General features: G+C 35.3%; 21 protein-coding genes. 13 read left to right on the top strand and 8 right to left on the bottom strand.

The genetic code is table 11. The annotated features are described in order from the left end of the window. Positions 1-295: 295 nt before the first annotated feature. The 7 genes from VK90_RS01795 to VK90_RS01765 all read left to right on the top strand — a co-directional run bounded on the left by VK90_RS01795 (position 296) and on the right by VK90_RS01765 (position 7175). Positions 296-1009: a hypothetical protein gene (locus VK90_RS01795; protein ID WP_048369983.1), complete on the top strand. Its 714-nt coding sequence runs from the start codon at positions 296-298 to the stop codon at positions 1007-1009. Positions 1010-1094: 85 nt separating this feature from the next. Then, on the top strand, positions 1095-1421 hold the full coding sequence (locus VK90_RS01790) for a nucleoside triphosphate pyrophosphohydrolase (RefSeq protein ID WP_048369982.1): 327 nt from the start codon (positions 1095-1097) through the stop codon (positions 1419-1421). A gap of 197 nt (positions 1422-1618) precedes the next feature. Then, a complete protein-coding gene (locus VK90_RS01785; protein ID WP_048369973.1) occupies positions 1619-2482 on the top strand; it encodes a DnaD domain-containing protein in 864 nt (287 codons plus the stop codon). Beyond that, on the top strand, positions 2479-3768 hold the full coding sequence (dnaB, locus tag VK90_RS01780) for a replicative DNA helicase (protein ID WP_048369964.1): 1290 nt from the start codon (positions 2479-2481) through the stop codon (positions 3766-3768). The genes VK90_RS01785 and dnaB overlap by 4 nt, the downstream gene beginning before the upstream one ends. Before the next feature lie 807 nt (positions 3769-4575). Further along, positions 4576-5673 (top strand): AI-2E family transporter, encoded by a 1098-nt coding sequence (locus VK90_RS01775; protein ID WP_048369958.1) that lies wholly within the window; start codon positions 4576-4578, stop codon positions 5671-5673. Between the two features lie 294 nt (positions 5674-5967). Continuing rightward, a complete protein-coding gene (locus tag VK90_RS01770; protein ID WP_048370063.1) occupies positions 5968-6513 on the top strand; it encodes a hypothetical protein in 546 nt (181 codons plus the stop codon). A gap of 2 nt (positions 6514-6515) precedes the next feature. Further along, positions 6516-7175: a PspA/IM30 family protein gene (locus tag VK90_RS01765; protein WP_048369951.1), complete on the top strand. Its 660-nt coding sequence runs from the start codon at positions 6516-6518 to the stop codon at positions 7173-7175. A gap of 45 nt (positions 7176-7220) precedes the next feature. Here the strand turns inward: VK90_RS01765 and VK90_RS01760 are convergent, their stop codons facing one another. After that, the gene (locus VK90_RS01760) at positions 7221-7796 is read right to left on the bottom strand and encodes a TetR/AcrR family transcriptional regulator (protein WP_048369941.1); all 576 of its coding nucleotides are present in this window, start codon (positions 7794-7796) and stop codon (positions 7221-7223) included. A 141-nt stretch (positions 7797-7937) separates the two neighbouring features. Here VK90_RS01760 and VK90_RS01755 point away from each other — a divergent pair, with 141 nt between their 5' ends. Next, positions 7938-9413 carry an MDR family MFS transporter gene (locus tag VK90_RS01755; protein WP_048369938.1) on the top strand — a complete coding sequence of 492 codons (1476 nt, stop codon included), beginning with the start codon at positions 7938-7940 and terminating at the stop codon, positions 9411-9413. 63 nt (positions 9414-9476) lie between these two features. On the opposite strand, the gene VK90_RS01750 is transcribed toward VK90_RS01755, so the two are convergent. The 5 genes from VK90_RS01750 to VK90_RS01735 all read right to left on the bottom strand — a co-directional run bounded on the left by VK90_RS01750 (position 9477) and on the right by VK90_RS01735 (position 12442). Next, a complete protein-coding gene (locus VK90_RS01750) occupies positions 9477-10004 on the bottom strand; it encodes a permease (protein WP_048369936.1) in 528 nt (175 codons plus the stop codon). Beyond that, the gene (locus VK90_RS01745; RefSeq protein WP_048369935.1) at positions 10001-10483 is read right to left on the bottom strand and encodes a hypothetical protein; all 483 of its coding nucleotides are present in this window, start codon (positions 10481-10483) and stop codon (positions 10001-10003) included. The genes VK90_RS01750 and VK90_RS01745 overlap by 4 nt, the downstream gene beginning before the upstream one ends. After that, entirely contained in the window at positions 10476-10817 is a 342-nt protein-coding gene (locus tag VK90_RS01740) for a PadR family transcriptional regulator (protein ID WP_048369932.1), read from the bottom strand. The genes VK90_RS01745 and VK90_RS01740 overlap by 8 nt, the downstream gene beginning before the upstream one ends. Before the next feature lie 354 nt (positions 10818-11171). Continuing rightward, on the bottom strand, positions 11172-11297 hold the full coding sequence (locus VK90_RS27480; RefSeq protein ID WP_002170647.1) for a YjcZ family sporulation protein: 126 nt from the start codon (positions 11295-11297) through the stop codon (positions 11172-11174). An 860-nt stretch (positions 11298-12157) separates the two neighbouring features. Continuing rightward, on the bottom strand, positions 12158-12442 hold the full coding sequence (locus tag VK90_RS01735; protein ID WP_048369931.1) for a YmzC family protein: 285 nt from the start codon (positions 12440-12442) through the stop codon (positions 12158-12160). Positions 12443-12993: 551 nt separating this feature from the next. Between VK90_RS01735 and licT the strand changes: the two genes are divergently transcribed. The 5 genes from licT to VK90_RS01710 all read left to right on the top strand — a co-directional run bounded on the left by licT (position 12994) and on the right by VK90_RS01710 (position 18536). Then, positions 12994-13842: a BglG family transcription antiterminator LicT gene (gene licT / locus VK90_RS01730; protein WP_048369930.1), complete on the top strand. Its 849-nt coding sequence runs from the start codon at positions 12994-12996 to the stop codon at positions 13840-13842. A gap of 145 nt (positions 13843-13987) precedes the next feature. After that, positions 13988-15883 carry a beta-glucoside-specific PTS transporter subunit IIABC gene (locus VK90_RS01725; protein ID WP_048369929.1) on the top strand — a complete coding sequence of 632 codons (1896 nt, stop codon included), beginning with the start codon at positions 13988-13990 and terminating at the stop codon, positions 15881-15883. A gap of 92 nt (positions 15884-15975) precedes the next feature. Then, positions 15976-17415, top strand: a complete 1440-nt coding sequence (locus VK90_RS01720; RefSeq protein WP_048369928.1) for a 6-phospho-beta-glucosidase — start codon at positions 15976-15978, stop codon at positions 17413-17415. A 176-nt stretch (positions 17416-17591) separates the two neighbouring features. After that, a complete protein-coding gene (gene pssA, locus VK90_RS01715) occupies positions 17592-18125 on the top strand; it encodes a CDP-diacylglycerol--serine O-phosphatidyltransferase (RefSeq protein WP_048369927.1) in 534 nt (177 codons plus the stop codon). A gap of 39 nt (positions 18126-18164) precedes the next feature. Continuing rightward, a complete protein-coding gene (locus VK90_RS01710; protein WP_048369926.1) occupies positions 18165-18536 on the top strand; it encodes an ATP synthase subunit I in 372 nt (123 codons plus the stop codon). A 103-nt stretch (positions 18537-18639) separates the two neighbouring features. Here the strand turns inward: VK90_RS01710 and dhaQ are convergent, their stop codons facing one another. After that, complete coding sequence (dhaQ, locus tag VK90_RS01705) at positions 18640-19638, bottom strand: DhaKLM operon coactivator DhaQ (RefSeq protein ID WP_048369923.1); 999 nt, start codon at positions 19636-19638, stop codon at positions 18640-18642. 13 nt (positions 19639-19651) lie between these two features. Continuing rightward, positions 19652-20224 carry a dihydroxyacetone kinase transcriptional activator DhaS gene (dhaS, locus tag VK90_RS01700; RefSeq protein ID WP_048369921.1) on the bottom strand — a complete coding sequence of 191 codons (573 nt, stop codon included), beginning with the start codon at positions 20222-20224 and terminating at the stop codon, positions 19652-19654. Positions 20225-20286 lie beyond the last annotated feature (62 nt).

Below are 20286 nucleotides of genomic sequence, written 5' to 3'. Positions count from 1 at the left end.
ATCAGGAAATCCAAACTCTTAGAAAGAGCCTCTAAATTTATTTAGAGGCTCTTTTATTGTGTCAGTTTAAGACACAGAACAGGTGGACTTTATTTGCTTTAATTTATGAGGTATATGTGGGATATTCATTAATTTAGGAAGCGTATTCGTAGGTAGTTCATTTTGGAAGTTATAAGAGATATTATCTGACAAATCAATTAAATAATTTAATGTTGAAAAAATATTAAAATATGGGAATATATAGTTTGTGTGAAATTAATTGTAATTAGATTAAAGAATGAGAGGACTAAGTGAATTGAATACTTTATTTGCATTATTGTTTTTTGTATGTTTAATAGCATTAATTATTGGGATTATTAAACCTCAAGTAGTAGTTAGATGGGGAGCAGTAGAAAAAAGAACTAGAAAAAGCGTATTAAAGTTTTACGGAATAGGCTTAATAGCAATGTTTGTTTTAATGATTGCGACTGCTAATGATACGAAAAAGACAGAAGAGGCAAACACTGCGGCTAAGCCAGCTAAAGCTGAGCAGAAGAAAGAGTTAACAGCAGAGGAAAAAGCAGCAGCAGAACAAGCGGCAGCAGAGAAGGCAGCGGCAGAGAAAGCAGCGGCAGAGAAGGCAGCAGCAGAACAAGCGGCGGCAGAGAAAGCAGCAGCGGAGAAAGCGGCGAAAGAGGAAGAAGAGCGAATTGGATATGAAACAGGAATTACATATGATCAATTAGCTAGAACACCGGATGATTTTAAAGGAAAGAAAGCTAAATTTACAGGAAAAGTCCTTCAAGTAATGGAAGGGCAAGGTGAGACACAATTAAGGGTAGCAGTTAACGGAAATTATGATAAAGTATTATACATTGCCTATAAAAGTGATATTATAAATTCAAGAGTGTTAGAAAATGATAATGTTACTATTAAAGGGAAATCTGCAGGTATATATACTTATAAATCTACTATGGGTGGAGAAATTAGTATCCCAGCAATGTTAGTAGAAAAGATTGATATTAATTAATAAGAAGAAGCAACAAAGCAGTTTAACAACTAGTTAAACTGCTTTTCCATTATAATAGAAGAAAAACCTAACGGAGGGAAATTCTATGCCAACCTACAACAAACTAATCCGAGACAAGAGCCCACAAATAATAAAAAACAACGGAAAAACACCCACAACAAGAACACTAAACGAAAATGAATACATAAAAGAAATCTGCAAAAAAACTGGGGAAGAACTAACCGAATACCTAGAAGCAAAAACAAAACCCCACAAACTAGAAGAACTATCCGACCTACTAGAACTAATAAATGCCCTAGCCGAATACGAAGGCACAACACTAGAAGAAATCAATAACATCCGTAAAAAGAAAGCAGATGAACGAGGTGGCTTCTCAAATCGAGTCTTTCTAATCGAAGTAACCGATAACTAGCCCCTTCCATACCCCTTCCAAGCACCTACCAAGTAATAAATCACTAAGAAAAAACAAAACAAAAACAACTACAAGAACAAACATCGTAGTAGTAGTCAAAAAATTTTTGAAATAACACGCCAAAAACCGGTTCCTCCTTCCTATATATAGTACAAAGAGGAAATTTTCATTTTTGAATGGAGACGGGAGGAATTGGGATGGCGGTGTATCGTAATGTGCAGGTGAATTTTTGGCAGGATGATTTTGTTTTGGATTTGACGCCGGAGGAGCGGTATTTTTATGTGTATTTGTTAACTTGTTCGAAGACGACGCAGTGCGGTATTTTTCCGTTTCCGAAGCGGTTAGCTGAGATGGAGACTGGTTATAACAGGGGGACTGTTGATAAGTTAGTGCAGCGCTTCATTGATTATGGAAAGGTTCTTTATGATGCGGAGACGAAGGAGTTATTCATTTTAAATTGGCTGCGTTATAATCCTGTGACGAATACGAATGTGGAGAAGTGTGTGCTTCGTGAGCTTAAGGGTGTGAAAAATAAGGGATTTGTACATATGTTTCTTCGTAAGTGTGTAGAGGAGGAGCTGAATGTTCCGATGCTTTTAGCTCATTTCGGTATGCCTGGTGCTTTGGCTGTTGATATTGATCCTGATCCTGTTTGTGAAGCTGAGGAAGAAGAGGAGGTTACCCAGGAGGAAACGGGAAGTAGAGTGTACACATTTTATGAGCAAAATTTCGGTAGTTTATCTCCTTATGTGGCAGAGGAACTGAGTGAGTGGATGGTTGATTTGTCAGAGGAGCTTGTGCTGAAGGCTCTTCAAATTGCGTATGAAAATAATAAGCGAACGATTGCTTATGTGAAGGGGATTTTACGAGATTGGCACGGGAAGGGATTTACGAAGGTTTCTGAGGTTGAGAAGGCGACGTTGAAGTTTCGGCAGAAGGAGTCGCCTGTTAGTACTGGGGAGATGGAGAAGTTTTTGGCGAAGTGTGAAGAGTGGGAGAAGAATGCGCCGTCAGAGGAAGAGTTGCAGCGGTTCTTAATGGAACGCGGGTGGCGACCGTGAGTATTCAAAATGTGGAGGCGGAAAAGACGGTATTAGGTTCTCTTTTAATGGAAGGAGAGCTTATTAAGGAGTGCCGTTTGACGGAGCATTATTTTTCGTTGCCTGTGCACAAGGCTATATTTCGGTTAATGCGAAAAATTGAAGATGAAGGGCAACCAATTGATCTTGTGACGCTCGTTTCTAGGATGAATCCAAATTTTTTGGAGAGTATCGGGGGAGTGGAGTATTTTATAGGATTAATGGATGGTGTGCCTACAACTGCCAACTTCTCTTATTATGAGGGGCTTGTTCGAGGTGCGTGGAAAATGTATCAGGCTGGCGTTCTCGGGCACAAGATGGGAGAGCGTCTTATTGCGGAGAAGGACGAGAAAGTTATTGGTGAGACGATTACGGAACTTTGTGAGTTAGAGGAAAAGGACTGCGTATGTGAGTTTGATTTGAAGGATGCTTTAGTTGGGTTGTATGAAGAGCTTCATCAAGATACGAAAGAGATTACGGGCATTGAGACTGGTTATACATCGTTAAATAAAATGACGTGCGGCTTGCAGGAAGGCGATTTTGTCGTCCTTGGTGCGCGTCCTTCGATGGGGAAAACGGCGTTTGCGTTAAATATTGCACTGCATGCGGCGAAGTCTGGATCAGCGGTTGGGTTGTTTTCGTTAGAGATGAGTAGTAAGCAATTGTTAAAAAGGCTGTCGTCTTGTGTAGGTGAAGTATCGGGGGGAAGGTTAAAGAATCCGAAGCATCGCTTTACGATAGAGGATTGGGAAAAGGTGAGTAAGGCGTTTGCGGAAATTGGTGAATTGCCGCTTGAGATTTATGATAAGGCTGGCGTTACGGTGCAGGAGATTTGGATGCAAGCTCGTAAGTTAAAGAGGAAGCATGGCGATAAAAAGCTTTTAGTCATTGTAGATTATTTGCAGCTCATTACAGGTGATCCGAAGTATAAGGGCAATCGATTTCAAGAGATAAGTGAGATTTCTCGTAAGCTTAAGTTATTAGCGCGTGATTTAAATGTATGTGTAGTAGCGTTGTCGCAATTGTCTCGTTCAGTAGAGTCGCGTCAAGATAAGCGGCCGCTTTTATCTGATTTAAGAGAGACAGGACAGATTGAGCAAGATGCGGATGTCATTATGCTTATGTATCGTGAGGATTATTACGATAAGGAAACGATGCAGAAAGAGATGACGGAGATTCATGTGGCGAAGCATCGGAATGGTCCTGTTGGTAGTTTTAAATTGAGATTTTTGAAGGAGTTTGGGCGGTTTGTGGAGATGGTAAATTAAAGTGATAATAAAGTTATTTAATTTAGATATAAAAAATACAAGAGCCTTGCTACATTGTATTGTAGTAATGCTCTTTAAAGTTGTTTAATTTCTATCCATTTAAAGGTGTTTGCACTCAAAAATCAATAATAAATTTGTTTAATTCTTCTTCAACTAAAGCGCCCGTTTGTTGAAGAAGAAAATGCGTTTCCACTTTTATGTAGGAACGTACCTGCTATACAATAGCCTAATAAAATCAATTTCACTTAACTAATTTATACAATGGAATAATTTTATTATCATTTAACAGATTCTTAATCTACAAGAAAAACCGAAATCCCTTCTTTAAAGAGATAGGAAATTCCGGTTCATCTTTTTTCAAAACGGTGCGACATAATAGAGCTTTTGGGGAGTCATTTGTAACTGTAGGTTTCAATTTAAGTTTAATCAAAGTATTGCTGCAAATATTGATTTTATAAATAGAAGAAACCCACATATTTTGAAAAAAGATTCATCAAAATGTGTGGGTTTTAATTTTAGATTCCTTAAGTTTTTATAAAAAAGATTGATCATTTGTGTACGTCTAACACGTAAATCTAGCTACCCCTCATTATTTTTCATCTACACTTTCCCTTTTCTGTAGATTAACTATATAACTTCTGAAAATTGATTCTTCTCCTTTTAAATCTACATACGTATATTATATTACATGTGTTGTTTACGAATATATTAAAAACACAGAAAGCAGGTAAAAAGTAATAGATAAATGATTAACGTTTTCATGAATATATTGAATTTCTATCCACTGAAGAGGGAGATCGAGTCTTAATGATGCAAATGAAAAATATCTTTCAAAGTAAAGGATTTCAAAGGTTGCTTGTGTTAATAATTTTAACCCTTATATTATATGGGTTAAAAAGTATGATTAATTTAATATTGATTACCTTTATCCTTACGTTTTTAATGAATCATTTTCAAAGGTTTATTTCTGAAAAGCTTAATCATTTTGTACGAATAAATAGGAAAGTGATTATTGTCTTTTTATACATTGTTTTAGTTATGTTGATTGTTACCGCGTTATATAAATATTTGCCGGTCATTACCGTTCAAATTTCACAGTTAATTCATCAGTTTCAAGTGTTTTTTAAGCATCCACCTGATAATGAAATTATAAAATATTTGATTTCTACCATTAAAGAGATGGAAGTATCAAAGTATATTGAACAAGGTGTCGATGTTATTTATCAGTCCTTGGCTGGTATTGGAAAAGTAAGTTCGCAAATGTTTCTTTCCTTTATTTTAAGTTTGTTCTTCTTGTTAGAAAAAGAGCGTATTATAGCTTTCACTTCTAAATTTAAAGATAGTAAGCTTAGCTTTTTTTACAATGAGATTGCATATTTTGGACAAAAATTTGTACGTTCATTTGGAAAAGTTATTGAGGCGCAGTTTTTAATCGCTGTTATAAATTGTATCCTTTCAGTTATTGCACTTTGGCTTTTAGGATTTCCGCAGCTCCTCGTATTAGCAGTAATGATTTTTTTACTCGGGCTCATCCCAGTTGCAGGTGTAATCATTTCGCTATTTCCACTTTGTATTATTGCCTATAATATTGGTGGGATTACATATGTAGTATACATTTTAATTTTCATTACAGTCATTCATGCGTTTGAAAGCTATTTTTTAAATCCAAAATTTATGTCTGCAAAAACGAATTTACCAATTTTCTATACGTTTATAATCCTTATATTTTCAGAGCATTTTTTTGGTATGTGGGGGTTAATAATTGGGATTCCGATTTTTATCTTCTTGCTTGATGTACTTGACGTGAAGAATGAGGAGAAATCGTATGTAGATGTGGAAAATGATACCTCGAAGGCACGTAAAAAGCAATTCAAGTATATTGTGTTGCTTTGGAATAAAGTCTGATAAAGTAAAGCCACAAACCCTTATTTAACAGCAACATTAAAAACCTTATTTTGAAAAAAATTGATCAGAATAGAAATAATGAAAAATAACCCAATTTCTCTATTTTATATGGAGAAGTTGGGTTTTTTCGTTTTGAAATGATTATGAGAAATTTCTTATATATTTCTCATATATTCATCATGTTTCTTTCATTCTCTTCTCACGTCTAAGTTTTACACTCATATGTATCAAAGATAAAGGGAGGTAATACATTTTTTACTTATTTCAAAACGAATGATAGATGGTGGTGAACAGATGAAAAAGAATAAATGTAGAAAATGGCGTTGGTTAAAATGGATTTTGATCCTTCCGTTACTTCTGGCATTACTATTGTTTGGATTACATAGTATGAAGTTTGACAGGTGGGATCATGAGAAGCATAAGCAGGCGGCGTATACTGTTTCTCACGATAAAGAAAGAGAAGCTTTCGTTACACAAAAGGAAAAGTTTAATAACTTTGAGCGAAATCAGCATCATGAAAAACACCATGAAAAAGAGTTTGAAGGTTTATTCTTCATACCATTCCTGTTAGCGTTTGGATTTGTTCTTTTCGGCTGGTTCATGCTTCGTAAGTCTGAAGGGAATATGGTTAAAAAGTGGACAGGCATATTGCTCCTAGTTATTGGTTTATTACCGGTCCTTCCGATGCTTGCATTTGTTGCAGCGATTGTTTGGGCATATAAAAAATTAAAAGAAAAAAGAATGGCAACTGATATAGATTTATACAGCGACTTCCAAGTACAACAACAAGTAGATATTTTAGATCAATGGGAACGTAATATTCGTAAGGAGGAGAAGTAATAATGGGTATTTTAAAACGTATTAAAAATATTGTAGTGGCGGATGTGCATCAAACGTTAGATAAGCTAGAAAAACCTACTAACATGTTAAAGCAATATCTTCGCGAAACAGAACAGCAAATTACGAAGGCTGAAAAAGCACTTTCGCATCAATATTATTTAGAAAAGAAATATGAAGCATTAATTTCAGAAACGGATGCTCTTATTGTGAAGAGAACTCGCCAAGCTGAGCTTGCCGTATCACGCGAAGAAGATCATATGGCGCAGTTAGCCCTGCAAGAAAAAATCGTGAATGAGAAAAAAGCGGAACTATATCGCAAGCAGTACGAAATAACAAAAGAGCAAACAGCGACGCTTTATGAACAAATTGATAAACTGCAAAAGAAATATGGAGAGTTGCAATATAAAGAACTAGTTCTTGTTTCGCGGTTAAATGCAGCGCAAGCGATAAAAGAAAGCAACAGAGCAATTGATTCGTTCCATACAGAAAGCTCAGTGAAAGGCTTTGCGCGCATTGAATCTTATGTGCAAAAACTAGAAGCAGAAACAGCTGCTAGTAACTATTTTTACAATTTGAAGTCTCCGAATCAGCAAGAAGTGTTAGATCAAAATTTGCAAGAAGAAGTGAAACGAGAGTTAGAGAAGTTAAAAGAGAATAAATAGTACGTAAAAAAGCCCATTTTATATGGGCTTTTTTTGTTGGGGAAATTATTCTTTTTCAAATTGAAAAATGTTTTGGTTAATGAGTTGGTGGAAGTATTGATCCATTTCTGCTGCAGAAACTTTTCTTTCATTTTGAAACCACCATGCGCTTAATGATGTGATTACCCCTGAATAAAATTCCGTTATTAAATCGTGTGGTATCGTATGATTTTTGCAAAGTTGATTTAACGCTTCTGTTTCTTGTTTTCTTGTTTCATGATTTAAATAATATGTACGGCTAATAAATTGTTCATCAGACATTTGCGCCTCTAATATTTTACCGATTTCTTCATGATGCAGAAATTGTTCCATCACTTGAAATGGCTTACTTAATCGATCAGAAAGCGGTATTTCAGCAATCATCTCGCCATATCGTTTAAACCCAAATGCTAATAAAGCATCTTTATCTTCAAAATGCTTGTAAAATGTTGTTCGATGTACCATCGCACGATCACAAATTTGGTTAATCGTGATGGAACTATATTTCTGTTTTGATTGTGTCATTAATTCAAATAAGGAATCCCAAAGTAATTTATGTGTACGTCTAATACGTAAATCAAGTTGTTTTTCACTATCGTTCATCTACAATTCTCCTTTTTTGTAGATTAAATATACAACGGCTGAACATTGATTCTCCCTTTTTAATCTACATATGTATATTATATTACATGTGTTCCGATGTATATAAAGTTTTTTAAGTAAAAACAGGAGGAGAATTACTAAATGAATATGACAACTAAGAGCCCTACAAGTGGCAAAGTTGATACTTCTAATATGAAACATGCCCCCATTTTAATTGCATTACTTTTAGGGGCAATGGTTGCATTATTAAACGAAACATTACTTGGTAATGCATTAACCGTATTAATGAAAGAATTTGATGTAACAGCTTCAACCATTCAATGGCTTTCTACAGCCTACATGTTAGTGGTTGGGGTGTTAGTGCCGATTACAGCATTACTTCAGCAATGGCTCACAACGAGACAGATGTTCTTGATCGCTATGGTAACGTTTTTAGTCGGTACATTAATTGCGGGATTCGCACCGTCGTTTTCTGTTTTATTAGTCGGCCGTATTGTCCAGGCAGTAGCTACGGGGTTAATTTCACCGTTATTAATGAATACGATTTTAATTATTTGTCCACCTGAAAAACGTGGTGCCACAATGGGCTTAATCGCACTTGTTATGATGTCCGCTCCAGCAATTGGTCCTACATTATCAGGAATAATCGTTGATTCACTTAACTGGCGCTGGTTATTCTACATTGTTATTCCTATCGTAATCATTTCCATTGTAATTGGGATGAAGTACATTCAAAATGTGACAGAGTTAACAAGGCCAAAAGTTGATTATCCATCCATTCTTTTATCGACATTAGGATTCGGTGGTATTGTGTATAGCTTTAGTGCATCAGGTGATTTAGGATGGTCAGATGCGAAAGTGTATTGCTCTTTAATTGTTGGGCTTATATCACTATCCATTTTTGTTGTTCGCCAATTAAAAATTGATAATCCAATTTTAGAGCTACGCGCATTTAAAGTTCCGATGTTTACGTTATCAGTTGGATTAATTGTCATTGTTATGATGTCGCTATTTTCAACGATGACTTTATTACCGATGTTCTTGCAAACAGTTTTACTTGTTACAGCCTTTAAATCAGGAATTATAATGCTTCCAGGAAGTATTATTAGTGCCATAATGGGACCGATTGCAGGTAAACTATTTGATAAATTTAGTCCGAAAGTTATTATCATTCCCGGCATTGTGTTCGTAGGGATTGCAATGTTTTTATTTAAAGGCATTACTCCTGACACAACAATGCTACAAATTATTATCATGCATAGCGTATTAATGGTTGGACTCATGTTTGTAATGACAGCACAAACATACGGTTTAAATCAACTAACACCAGAGCTATATCCGCACGGCACAGCACTGTTTAATACGTTACAGCAAGTAGCTGGCGCAATTGGTACAGCTATATTTATCTCTAAAATGTCTTCAGATACAACTAGGTATATGGAAAGCTCAGCAAATCCAATGGATCCAGTAGAGAAGTTGAACGGCTTAACATCCGGCTTCCAAGGTGCATTTACACTTGGATTAATCTTTATCGTTGTTGCTTTTGTCGTATCGTTGTTCTTAAAAGAGCAGAAAAAGGGAGTAGAAGCAACGGGGGTTTTACAGAGCGAGAATTAATAAGGTATATAGTTAAAGGTTAATGTAAAAAAAGACATCTTTCACTCGTAAAGATGTCTTTTTTTACATTTCTTTCGTTATATCATACTGCAACAGTTGCTGCTGATCATAAAATTTCTCAAAAATGATGCCCATTACATAGAAGAAGAATAGACCAAAGCAAATGTGAATGAGTGTAAATGTAGCTCCGAATGAAGAAAATTCATACACCATAATTGGTAATTTCGCAGTTGTCCAAACGCCTAAGAAAAATACGATATATCTAATACTTGCGCCTTTTTTTAATAGTAGTGCTGCAATTGGAAAAGCGACGTAGAGTGGGCCGGCTGCAATTCCTCCTAGTAATAGAGAGAATAAGATTCCATATATACCGGATTTTTCTCCCATATATTTAATTAACGTTTCTTTCTTCACCCACTGATCAAGTAATCCTACAAATACTAGGACAGGGGGGAGTAGAAATAGCATATCTAAAATACTATTCCCTGTTAATTGTAATGCGCTCCATCCTAAAGATTGGTTTATAAAAGTTAATACGATGAGCCCAAACAGTAATATGAAAAAGAAGCGATATCTTTTTAGTTCATTCATACCATCACCACCCAAATGATATATGAGAATAGGAGGGACATGAGTAATGCAGATGCATTACGAGCGTAAGCAAAACTTCGTCCAAATATCTTTTGCTCCATCGGCATGGTTGTAATTCCTACTGACATTAATGTAGACATGAGTGCTGCAACTTGAGGAAGGCCTGCGCCATGTTGGACTAATGTATTGCCAAGTGGGAACACGACAAAGCTTGGAATGAGTGCAATGGAGCCAAGTAGTGCTGAATAAATAATACCTAGAAATCCGGACTTTTCTCCAATGATGGAAGAGATGAAGGATGGCGTTAATATTGAAAGTGATAGTCCGACGAAAAGCATAATGGAGAGCATGGCAGATAGAAGGTTTCGAAATATTTTCCATGACTTAAATAGAGCATCTTTCGTTTTACTACGATTCTTCATAAAAGAAATCCCCGTAAGAATAATGGCTAAAGTGTAAAGGATAACACCATTAATCATGATTGGATTCCTTTAAGTCTTTATATTTGTCTAAGAAAAATGATAAGTTTTTCATTTTTTCTTCAATATCCATTTGGAAATCTGCCAACTGTTCTTTTCCTACTGTAGTTATTTTGTACATCTTTCTCGGCTTATCTTGAACGGATGTATTTAAATAAGATTCAATAGCGCCTTCGTTTTCTAATTTTTTCAGCGTGCGGTATAGGATCGCACTATCGATTGGATTGACCGGAAGTTCTTCTTCGCATTTCTGTAATAGTTGCCCGCCATAGTTATCTCCCTCTGCTAAAAATAACAAAAGAAATGCACCTGTATGTCTGCCTGTATGTTTCATGGATATACCTCCTCAAGGTGATTTTCGAATTCATACTGTCATTAACAGTATACTGTTAATGACAGTATATGGTGAATAGAATGCCATGTCAATTATAAAATGTGCACTTCAAATGTTACCGAGGGGGAAATAACAATAAATATTAGGGGGAAAGTATAATTGGGCAATTGGTGATTCCTTTTCTAATTTTGTTAGATAAAAAAATAAAAGCCTACTGCTTTCTTGTGACAGTGGCTTTTATTTTTTGGTAAACTACTATATTACGCTTTCGGAATCTCGCATTTTGATAGTAACATATATATGTTAGTTGCATATTGAGAAATAAAAAAAAGACACTCTCAAGAGTGCCTCTTCTTAGCAGCCGAATCCGCCGCCACAACAGCTAGCTCCAACTATAATTAATAAGATAAAGAGCACAACAAGTAAGGCGAATCCGCCACCAAAACCACAGCCTCCGCCGCAACTACCACCATAGCCCATATCAATCCCTCCTTTCATAAAGAGAATTAAGGTCACACATGTACGTTATGGACTTAATTCACTTTATGTTTTTACGGATTAATTGAGCAGGTCCTTTTGAAAAAATAAAAGGCGCCCGGTATTTTAAGAGAATTGATGGTCTTGTTTTTGTCACGTGTGCTATGTCGTTTACATATTGTATTTTATTCTGTGAATTGGGAGAAGGAAGATCTTTATGGCTTATTCTGGACGCCCAACATCTTTTCGTGATTGGGGAGCATCTACTCAAAAGGATTAATAAAAGCATAAGAAAAGAAGACATCAATTAAGATGTCTTCTTTTCTTATGCAATCCAAATGCTTTGAAAATAACAATTGTCGATTCCTGTTTTAGTATAGCATTTAATAATCAGGAGTTCTATAACTTTTTTATATATATAAATTTTATGATATCTAATTGCATATTTTAGTTGTCTGTTATTTGCTTTACTCTCCCTTCATATCATATAAATGTAGATTGTTAAATTGATGATCTATAATCTTCTCAGTTATATAACCGTCATTGATAATTGTATGCATGTAATTAACTTTAGAACGTTTTTACATTACATCTTAAGAAAAAAGTACTCATGCGAGTACTTTTTTTCTGAAATGAATCAGTATTTATTTTTAAACTGATCCCCATAAATGATAAACCATGCCAATAACAAAGAATGCCAGTCCTAAAAACAAAACAATTAAAGCAAGTATTCCATTTTTATTATGCTCCATAAGGTTAGCTCCTTTTTCATTTACTTATATACAAAAAAGCCTTTAGTCTTAATTATGGCTGAAGGCTTTGATCATTATACTTTTTTAAATTCTCTGGTGGCTCATATTACTTCATTTAGCTGTATCTGAGTAATATTCCTCAGCACTAAACTCTTTAATGAGTGATATATTGTTTGTATCTGGGTTAAACTTAAATATTTTAATTTTATTATATTCGTCTTTGTATGCAAATGTATTATCACCGATTTGGGTCATATTGCTGATGTTTGAGGTAGGATCGCTACCATGATCAGTGATTTCCACAACTTTTTCATGGTCCCAGAATGCAACGGCAATGATCAAAATGATAAGGCATACACGTATGTAACGCAGTTCTCTTGCAATAGAATTTTCCATTTGGTAGTCTCCTTTGTTGTTTGTTAGATTTTGTGTATAAAAGAGATAATTCCTATGAAAAAATAATGAATCGAATATAAATAAAAAAGACACTTTACAGTGCCTTTTTTATTTGAGTTATGCGCATTGCTTAATAAGACGTTAGTTTCTCAGTCTGACTATGAGTAACTATGTAGGGTAATTCAATTATAACATTTTAACCAATAATGGGTCTATATGGAATTTGTGTAATAATTATGTTTAATTATTCAGAATCGTACATTTGGTGTAGTATGTGGATTAAGAAAGGGAAGTCCTTTATGGAATTTAAGAAAAAACTGAAAAATTATTATGTACTTGTTTTCCCTTGTAAAAAAATGTTCAATAATTCGTTATTGCAAACGCTTACTTGTTGTGTATAATAAAGTTAAGTTAATAATTAAAAGGATTGTTACTGTTCGGCAGGCAAAACCTAAATTGATCCAAAGGGGCTACATGTGTAGTTTTTGGGAATCAGTTTAGGTTTTTTTATTACCTTTTGTGACTTTATAAGAAAAAGAAGGTGGAACAATATGAAGATCCACAAAATCTTAAATAACAATGTTGTTTGCACGAAAAAGGAGAATGAAACTGAAGTAGTACTAATGGGCAGAGGTTTGGGATTTCAGAAAAAAGTAGGCGATACAATTGATGAATCTAAGATAGAAAAAACCTTTGTTATAGAAACAAAAGAATTATCAGAGAAACTTGCTAGGTTGTTAACTGAAATTCCTGTGGAGAATCTTGAAATTACAGAGAGAATTATTCAATCTGCTAAAACAGTTTTGCCGGGACCTTTAAGTGATTATATTTATCTTACATTAACGGATCACTTAAGTTTTGCTCTAACGCGGCATAAAGAAGGAATGGATCTTAAAAATACATTGCTTTGGGAAATTAAAAGGTTCTATCAGAAAGAGTTTGAAATCGGTTTACAAGCTTTAAATATTATTGAAGAAGAGACTGGATTTAAACTTTCTGAAGATGAAGCAGGGTCAATTGCACTACATTTCGTTAATGCGCAGCAAGGAGAACCAGCGATGCAGCAAACGGTGGCGATGACGAAAATCGTCCAAGATATTTTAAATGTTGTAAAGTACCACTATAAGATGAACGTAGATGAACATTCATTTAATTATAGTCGGTTTGTAACGCATTTACGATATTTCGCCCAGCGTTTAATGCAGAAGGAATTAAATTCGGCAGATGATGATTTTTTATATGAGCAAGTGAAAAGTAAGTATTATGAAGCATATTGTTGTACAGAAAAAATTGAGGCATACTTACAAAAAGCACATAATAATCATCTTTCAAAAGATGAAAAAGTGTATTTAACGTTGCACATTCATCGTGTAACGAAACGCAATGAATTATGTAATTGAATAAACGGGATTGTTACTGTTTGGCAGGCAAAACCTAAATTGACTTCTAATGGAGTGATTCGTATATATCACGCGTTAGGGTTAGTTTAGGTTTTTTCTTTTATAAAAATGATAAATGGAATGATTGTAAGGAGGGAGAACTACTATGAAGTATGAACAATTGGCAAAAGACATACTGAAAAATGTTGGCGGAAGAGAAAATATAAATAGTGTTGTACATTGTATAACGCGTTTACGGTTTCAGTTAAAAGATGAGGGGAAAGCAAATACAGAGATACTGAAAAATATGGAAGACGTTGTGACTGTTATGAAAAGCGGTGGACAATATCAAGTTGTTATTGGTAACCATGTGTCTGATGTGTATAAAGCGGTCGTTTCGGCTGGAGGGTTTCAAGAAACAGAGGAAGAAGCTACTAGTGAGAAGAAGAAGAGTAGTCTTATAGATATTCTTTCTAGTATCTTTACTCCTATTTTAGGAGTATTAGCGGCAACAGGGATGATTAAAGGATTTAATGCTTTATTTGTAGCATTAGGTTGGTTAAGTACTCAATCAGGAACGTATCAAATATTAAATGCAGTTGGCGATTCGTTATTTTATTTCTTCCCAATCTTCTTAGGATATACAGCAAGTAAGAAATTTGGAGGATCACCATTCATTGGTATGGCAATTGGGGGAGCTTTAGTTTACCCAGCTTTATCAGGTTTAAAGGCAAGTGAGCCATTATTTACGTTATTTGCAGGAACGATGTTTGAATCACCAATTCATATTACGTTTTTAGGAATACCAGTTATATTAATGAGTTATGCATCATCTGTTATTCCAATTATTCTCGCTGCTTATTTTGGAGCGAAAGTAGAAAGGTCTTTAAAGAAAGTTATTCCGGATGTTGTGAAAACATTTTTAGTACCATTCTTTACATTATTAATCGTTGTACCAGTTACATTTCTCGTTATTGGCCCAATTGCGACGTGGGCAGGACAGTTTTTAGGACAGGCCACACTTTGGATTTATAATTTAAGCCCGTTAGTAGCAGGAGTACTACTGGGCGCTTTCTGGCAAGTACTTGTTATTTTCGGTCTTCATTGGGGAATTGTTCCGATTGGATTTAATAATTTAGCAGTGCACGGTATCGATCCTATATTAGCGCTCATATTCGCTGCTTCATTTGCTCAAATTGGTGCTGTTCTTGGCGTTTGGATGAAAACGAAAGACCAGAAAGTGAAAACGCTAAGTATTCCAGCTTTTATTTCAGGTATTTTCGGCGTTACAGAGCCGGCAATTTATGGTATTACACTTCCTCTTAAAAGGCCGTTTATTATGAGCTGTATTGCTGGAGGAATTGGCGGCGCAATACTTGGCGTATTTGGTACACAAAGTTATATGACAGGTGGACTTGGCATATTTGCGCTTCCAACATTCATTAGTCCGAAAGATGGGATTACAGCTGGATTTTGGGGAGCAATTGTTGCGATGGTTGTCTCTTTAATATTAGGTTTTATTCTTACTTACTTATTCGGGTTTACTAAAAAGCAAACATCTACAGAAACAGCTGAAACAATTGATAAAATAGCTGCATCAAACCATGATGAAGTAATCTTTAGTCCTTTTCATGGTATTGTTCAGCCGCTCCAAGATATTGATGATGCTGCATTTGCATCAGGTGCGTTAGGTGAAGGAGTTGCGATTGAGCCTTCAGAAGGAAAGTTGTTTTCACCAGTTTCAGGTACGATATCTGCGCTCTTCCCAACGAATCATGCAGTAGGAATTACGGCGGATTCAGGTGCTGAAATTTTAATCCATATTGGGATGGATACTGTGAAACTAGATGGCGAATTTTTCTCTTCTCATATTGAACAAGGAGCGAGAGTAGAAAAAGGGCAATTACTTATTGAATTTAATATAGCAGAAATTCAAAAGGCGGGTTATATTGTGACAACACCAGTTGTTGTTACAAATTATGATAAATATAGCATTAAGAAAACTGAAGTAGAAAAGATTCAAGCAGGAGATTCCTTACTAGAGTTAGGAGTCAAAGAGTAGTTACATTTCATACAGGTTCAAACGAAGAAAGGTATTCTTTGAAAATGGCAATACCTTTCCTCGTTAATTCTTATATAAAGGAGTTTTTCTATATGTCTAAAGTTATTTTTCCAAAAGGATTTTTATGGGGTGGAGCGATTGCAGCCAATCAAGCGGAAGGAGCATATTTAGAGGATGGAAAAGGATTAACGACAGTTGATTTATTGCCAACTGGTGAAAAACGTTGGAACGTTATGAAAGGGGGTATTCATTCTTTTACGCCAGTAGAAGGGGAGTTTTATCCGTCACATGAAGCAATTGATTTTTATCATCGATATAAAGAAGATATTGCTCTTTTTGCGGAAATGGGCTTTAAAGCTTTACGCGTATCTATCGCTTGGACACGCATTTTCCCAAATGGTGATGATGAACAGCCGAATGAGGCAGGATTAAAGTTTTATGATAACTTATTTGATGAACTTTTAAAGCAGGGAATTGAACCGGTTGTTACGATGGCTCACTTTGATGTTCCTGTTCATTTAGTAGAAAAGTATGGAAGTTGGAGAAATAGAAAGCTTATAAACTTCTTTGAAACGTATGCAAAAACAATCTTTAATAGATATAAAGATAAAGTGAAGTATTGGATGACATTTAATGAAATTAATATGCTGTTACATTTACCTTTCATGGGAGCAGGGCTAGCCTTTAAAGAAGGCGAGAATAAAAAACAAATTCAGTATCAAGCGGCGCATCATCAACTTGTCGCAAGTGCGTTAGCTGTGAAGGCGTGTCATGAAATTATTCCAGATGCAAAGATCGGTTGTATGCTTGCTGCTGGTGCAACGTATCCATATACATGTAATCCAGATGATATTCATCGTGCGATGGAACAAGACCGTGAATCATTCTTCTTTATTGATGTGCAAGCAAGAGGGGAATACCCTGGATATGCGAAACGATTCTTTAAAGATAATCATTTAACGATCGAAATGGAACAAGAAGATGAGTCCATTTTGAAAGAGCATACGGTTGATTATATCGGGTTTAGCTACTATTCAAGCAGAGCAACAAGCACGGATCCAGAAGTGTTAAAAAGTATAACGAGCGGAAATGTATTTGGTTCTGTTGAAAATCCATATCTTGAAAAATCAGAGTGGGGATGGACGATTGATCCGAAAGGGTTCCGTATTACAGCGAACCAACTTTACGATCGCTATCAAAAACCTTTATTTGTCGTTGAAAATGGTCTTGGCGCAATCGATCAATTAAATGCTGAAGACGAGGTAAACGACGACTACCGTATTGATTATCTGCAAAAGCATATGATTGAGATGTCAGAAGCAATACAAGATGGAGTAGATATTATCGGATACACAAGCTGGGGGCCAATTGATCTTGTAAGTGCCTCTACTGGAGAAATGAAGAAACGTTACGGATATATATACGTTGATAAAGATAATGAAGGAAAAGGTTCATTAAAAAGATCGAAAAAGAAAAGCTTCGATTGGTATAAAGAAGTCATTGAGACGAATGGTGAGAGTTTGAAATCTTAAGTATAAAAAGAAGGCATCAATTAAGATGTCTTCTTTTTTGTATAATTTGAATGCAATAAGAAAGTATGGAGATATATTTCCCTTTACATGAACATAAAGGTGTAATATAGTTTAGTTAAGTTAACTAAATTGTATGTTGAAACTTAATAACAGCATGATTGGAGGAAGAGCGTGTTATGAGTTACATACCAAATATGATCACGATAGCAAATTTTGTATGTGGGCTTCTGGCTATTCACGCGGTTCTTGTTCACGATATTTATTTGGGAGTAGTTTTTATTATTACAGGTATGTTATTTGATCTTTTTGATGGCATGATTGCTCGGAAACTTGATTCTGTTTCGGGAATAGGTGGACAATTAGACTCCTTTGCGGATTTAGTTACCTTTGGTGTAGCTCCGTCTATTCTTGCATATAGTGTCGCTTTAAAAGATTTACAGTCTATCGGGATGCTATGTGCGCTAGCTTACAGTATTTGCGGAATGCTTCGGCTTGCTAGATTTAACACGCAACAAAGCAAACTCCCGACGTTTATCGGAATGCCAATTCCATTTGCAGCAATGTGTCTCATCATTTTGTGCTTTTTAAATAATCCCGTTCTCCTGGCGCTTGGCACATGTGTACTTTCTTATTTAATGGTGAGCAAAATAAAATTTCCTCATTTTAAAAAGGATATATCAGAAAACTTGAAGTCTGAAAGATGGAATTGATGATACGTAAATACAATGAGAAAGATAAAGGAGTACGGCATGATTCGTATGGCACTAAGATCATTTAACATACAAATGTATTGTTTGCTAGGCGTAATGTTATTGGGGTGGTTTATGACACCTTTTCCAGCCCATTTTGTAGGGATAAGCATTGGCCTTTTAGTTAGTATGTACTGTGTTTGGATTTTAGGAAGGCGTATTGAAAAGTTTGGAGATAGCATAGTAAAAAAAGAAAAAGCACCGATGCTTGGAATGGTTAATCGATTTGCAGCCGCGATTCTTGGTGCGATTATTATGTATGAAATTGAACACCAAAATTTCATGTGGACATTTGCTGCTGGAATTATGGGTGGTTATTTTTTAATTGTGATTAATTTAGGATATTACAGCATGAAAGATGTGAAGAAATAGATTAGCATAAAATTTTTGGGGTCCACTTAAAGTAGCCACAATCTTTTCATAAACAGATTGTGGCTGTTTTTATTAATATTTCTGGTGGAAAGTACTGAAGTGATTACCAATTAGCCACTTCAGTATTTAACTTCAACCACTTCTCCCAATCCAAATCCTCTATTTTCAGCAAACTCAATGAAACACCCTTCATATCTAAAGATGTGAGCAGAGTACCAACCTTTACGAATTTAATCTGTAAGCCTTCCAGCTCGCATAAACGACGAATATCATTTGCGAAAATGTATTGCTCCATTAATGGTGTCGCACCTAATCCGTTAATGAGGATCGCAAAGTTGTCACCTTTTCTCCAGCGGTAAATGCTTTTTAATTTATTCATAAGTTCGATCGCTAATATTTCAGAAGAAGATAGTGCTTCTTTACGGTAACCTTTTTCGCCGTGGATACCGACCCCATAAAATACTTCGTCGTCGCTTAATGTGAATGAAGCTTCTCCTTTTACTGGGTCATTCGCAGGTGAAAGAGCGACTCCTAATGTGTGTAAGTTTTCAGTGATAGAACGGCCGAGTGTTGTTAGTTCTTCTAAAGAATGGCCTTCAAGAGCGGCTGCACCTAGTATTTTTTGAACAAAAACGGTGCCAGCAACGCCGCGTCTTCTTTTATTAAAGGAAGCATCATCTTCAATTGAAACGTCGTCATTTACGATGATGTGGTCAATTTGTCTTCCTTCTTCTTTTGCGATTAGTTCTGCTGCTAGAAAGTTGTCTACGTCGTCTTTAAAGTTTTTAATGATGAATAAAATACTTTTGTCTTTTGGAATGAGGCGAGTTGCCGCGACGATTTGTTCGACTGTAGGCGGAGTGAAGATGTTTCCGTTTACTGCCGCTGTAAGCATTCCTTTTCCTACATAGCCAATATCAGCTGGTTCATGTCCGCTACCACCGCCGCTTATAATGACAACATTTTGCTTCATTTCTGCGATATCTTTTACATAAATGATGTTATGTGTTTCGTCGTAATTTACTTTGTCGTTATGTTCAAAATAAAAGCCATGCAGCATATCTTGAACAATATTTTCTACATCATTCATAATCTTTTTCATTGTTCTTGCCACCTTATGATTTGTTTGCTGATTGCTCGAGTAAAAGTAGTAATTGGTTATTTATCATGTTTTTCATGAGAGAAGACATAATGGATGGATCTACTTCACATTTGCTTTCAATCCAATCTTTTATCGTTCCAACGAAGCCGTGACTATAAAAAGAGGCAATCGTATTTTTCGTTTCATTAGAAAGAGTTAGTCTGCAATTCATTGATAGTTCATCAATAATCTTCATATATAAGTTTTTCGTATGCTCAAATAAATAGTGATTAAACGAGTTTTGTTCAATGACTTTAAAAGCATTGCGGTAAAATTTTTGATTTTCATAAAAGTAATCAAATAATAAATCGAAAATATTTTCCCATTTCTCATAGTCGAGAAAGTCTATAATGTTTTCTTTCGTTTCTTCTCTATAAATCCAGCTTAATAGTTCAAATTTATCTTTAAAATGATAATAAAAAGTTTGCCTACGCATTTGACAGTGTAACATAATATCGCTCACTGATATTTTATGAAATGACTCTGTTTCCATTAAATATTTCAATGAGTTCGCGATTATCTTTTTAGAAATTATAGAAGAGGTCATCTGAATCATCCCTAGAATGTTATTAATATAAAAATCCTATCCATAAATGAGAGCGGTGTCTT

It is taken from the genome of Bacillus sp. LK2 (assembly GCF_001043575.1).
Taxonomy (GTDB): Bacteria; Bacillota; Bacilli; order Bacillales; family Bacillaceae_G; genus Bacillus_A; species Bacillus_A paramycoides.
The sequence above is the reverse complement of the archived record's forward strand: the minus strand, read 5'-3'. Positions and strand labels throughout refer to the sequence as shown.

Bases quoted from the DNA above. Each gene is read 5' to 3' on its own strand.
- VK90_RS01770 (WP_048370063.1), top strand. From the start codon at position 5,968: ATGAAAAAGAATAAATGTAGAAAATGGCGTTGGTTAAAATGGATTTTG.
- VK90_RS01735 (WP_048369931.1), bottom strand. From the start codon at position 12,442: ATGGAAAATTCTATTGCAAGAGAACTGCGTTACATACGTGTATGCCTT.
- licT (WP_048369930.1), top strand. From the start codon at position 12,994: ATGAAGATCCACAAAATCTTAAATAACAATGTTGTTTGCACGAAAAAG.
- VK90_RS01745 (WP_048369935.1), bottom strand. From the start codon at position 10,483: ATGATTAATGGTGTTATCCTTTACACTTTAGCCATTATTCTTACGGGG.
- VK90_RS01750 (WP_048369936.1), bottom strand. From the start codon at position 10,004: ATGAATGAACTAAAAAGATATCGCTTCTTTTTCATATTACTGTTTGGG.
- dhaS (WP_048369921.1), bottom strand. From the start codon at position 20,224: ATGACCTCTTCTATAATTTCTAAAAAGATAATCGCGAACTCATTGAAA.
- VK90_RS01775 (WP_048369958.1), top strand. From the start codon at position 4,576: ATGATGCAAATGAAAAATATCTTTCAAAGTAAAGGATTTCAAAGGTTG.
- VK90_RS01710 (WP_048369926.1), top strand. From the start codon at position 18,165: ATGATTCGTATGGCACTAAGATCATTTAACATACAAATGTATTGTTTG.
- VK90_RS01790 (WP_048369982.1), top strand. From the start codon at position 1,095: ATGCCAACCTACAACAAACTAATCCGAGACAAGAGCCCACAAATAATA.
- dhaQ (WP_048369923.1), bottom strand. From the start codon at position 19,638: ATGAAAAAGATTATGAATGATGTAGAAAATATTGTTCAAGATATGCTG.
- VK90_RS01725 (WP_048369929.1), top strand. From the start codon at position 13,988: ATGAAGTATGAACAATTGGCAAAAGACATACTGAAAAATGTTGGCGGA.
- VK90_RS01720 (WP_048369928.1), top strand. From the start codon at position 15,976: ATGTCTAAAGTTATTTTTCCAAAAGGATTTTTATGGGGTGGAGCGATT.
- VK90_RS01760 (WP_048369941.1), bottom strand. From the start codon at position 7,796: ATGAACGATAGTGAAAAACAACTTGATTTACGTATTAGACGTACACAT.
- VK90_RS27480 (WP_002170647.1), bottom strand. From the start codon at position 11,297: ATGGGCTATGGTGGTAGTTGCGGCGGAGGCTGTGGTTTTGGTGGCGGA.
- VK90_RS01765 (WP_048369951.1), top strand. From the start codon at position 6,516: ATGGGTATTTTAAAACGTATTAAAAATATTGTAGTGGCGGATGTGCAT.
- pssA (WP_048369927.1), top strand. From the start codon at position 17,592: ATGAGTTACATACCAAATATGATCACGATAGCAAATTTTGTATGTGGG.
- VK90_RS01740 (WP_048369932.1), bottom strand. From the start codon at position 10,817: ATGAAACATACAGGCAGACATACAGGTGCATTTCTTTTGTTATTTTTA.
- VK90_RS01755 (WP_048369938.1), top strand. From the start codon at position 7,938: ATGAATATGACAACTAAGAGCCCTACAAGTGGCAAAGTTGATACTTCT.
- VK90_RS01785 (WP_048369973.1), top strand. From the start codon at position 1,619: ATGGCGGTGTATCGTAATGTGCAGGTGAATTTTTGGCAGGATGATTTT.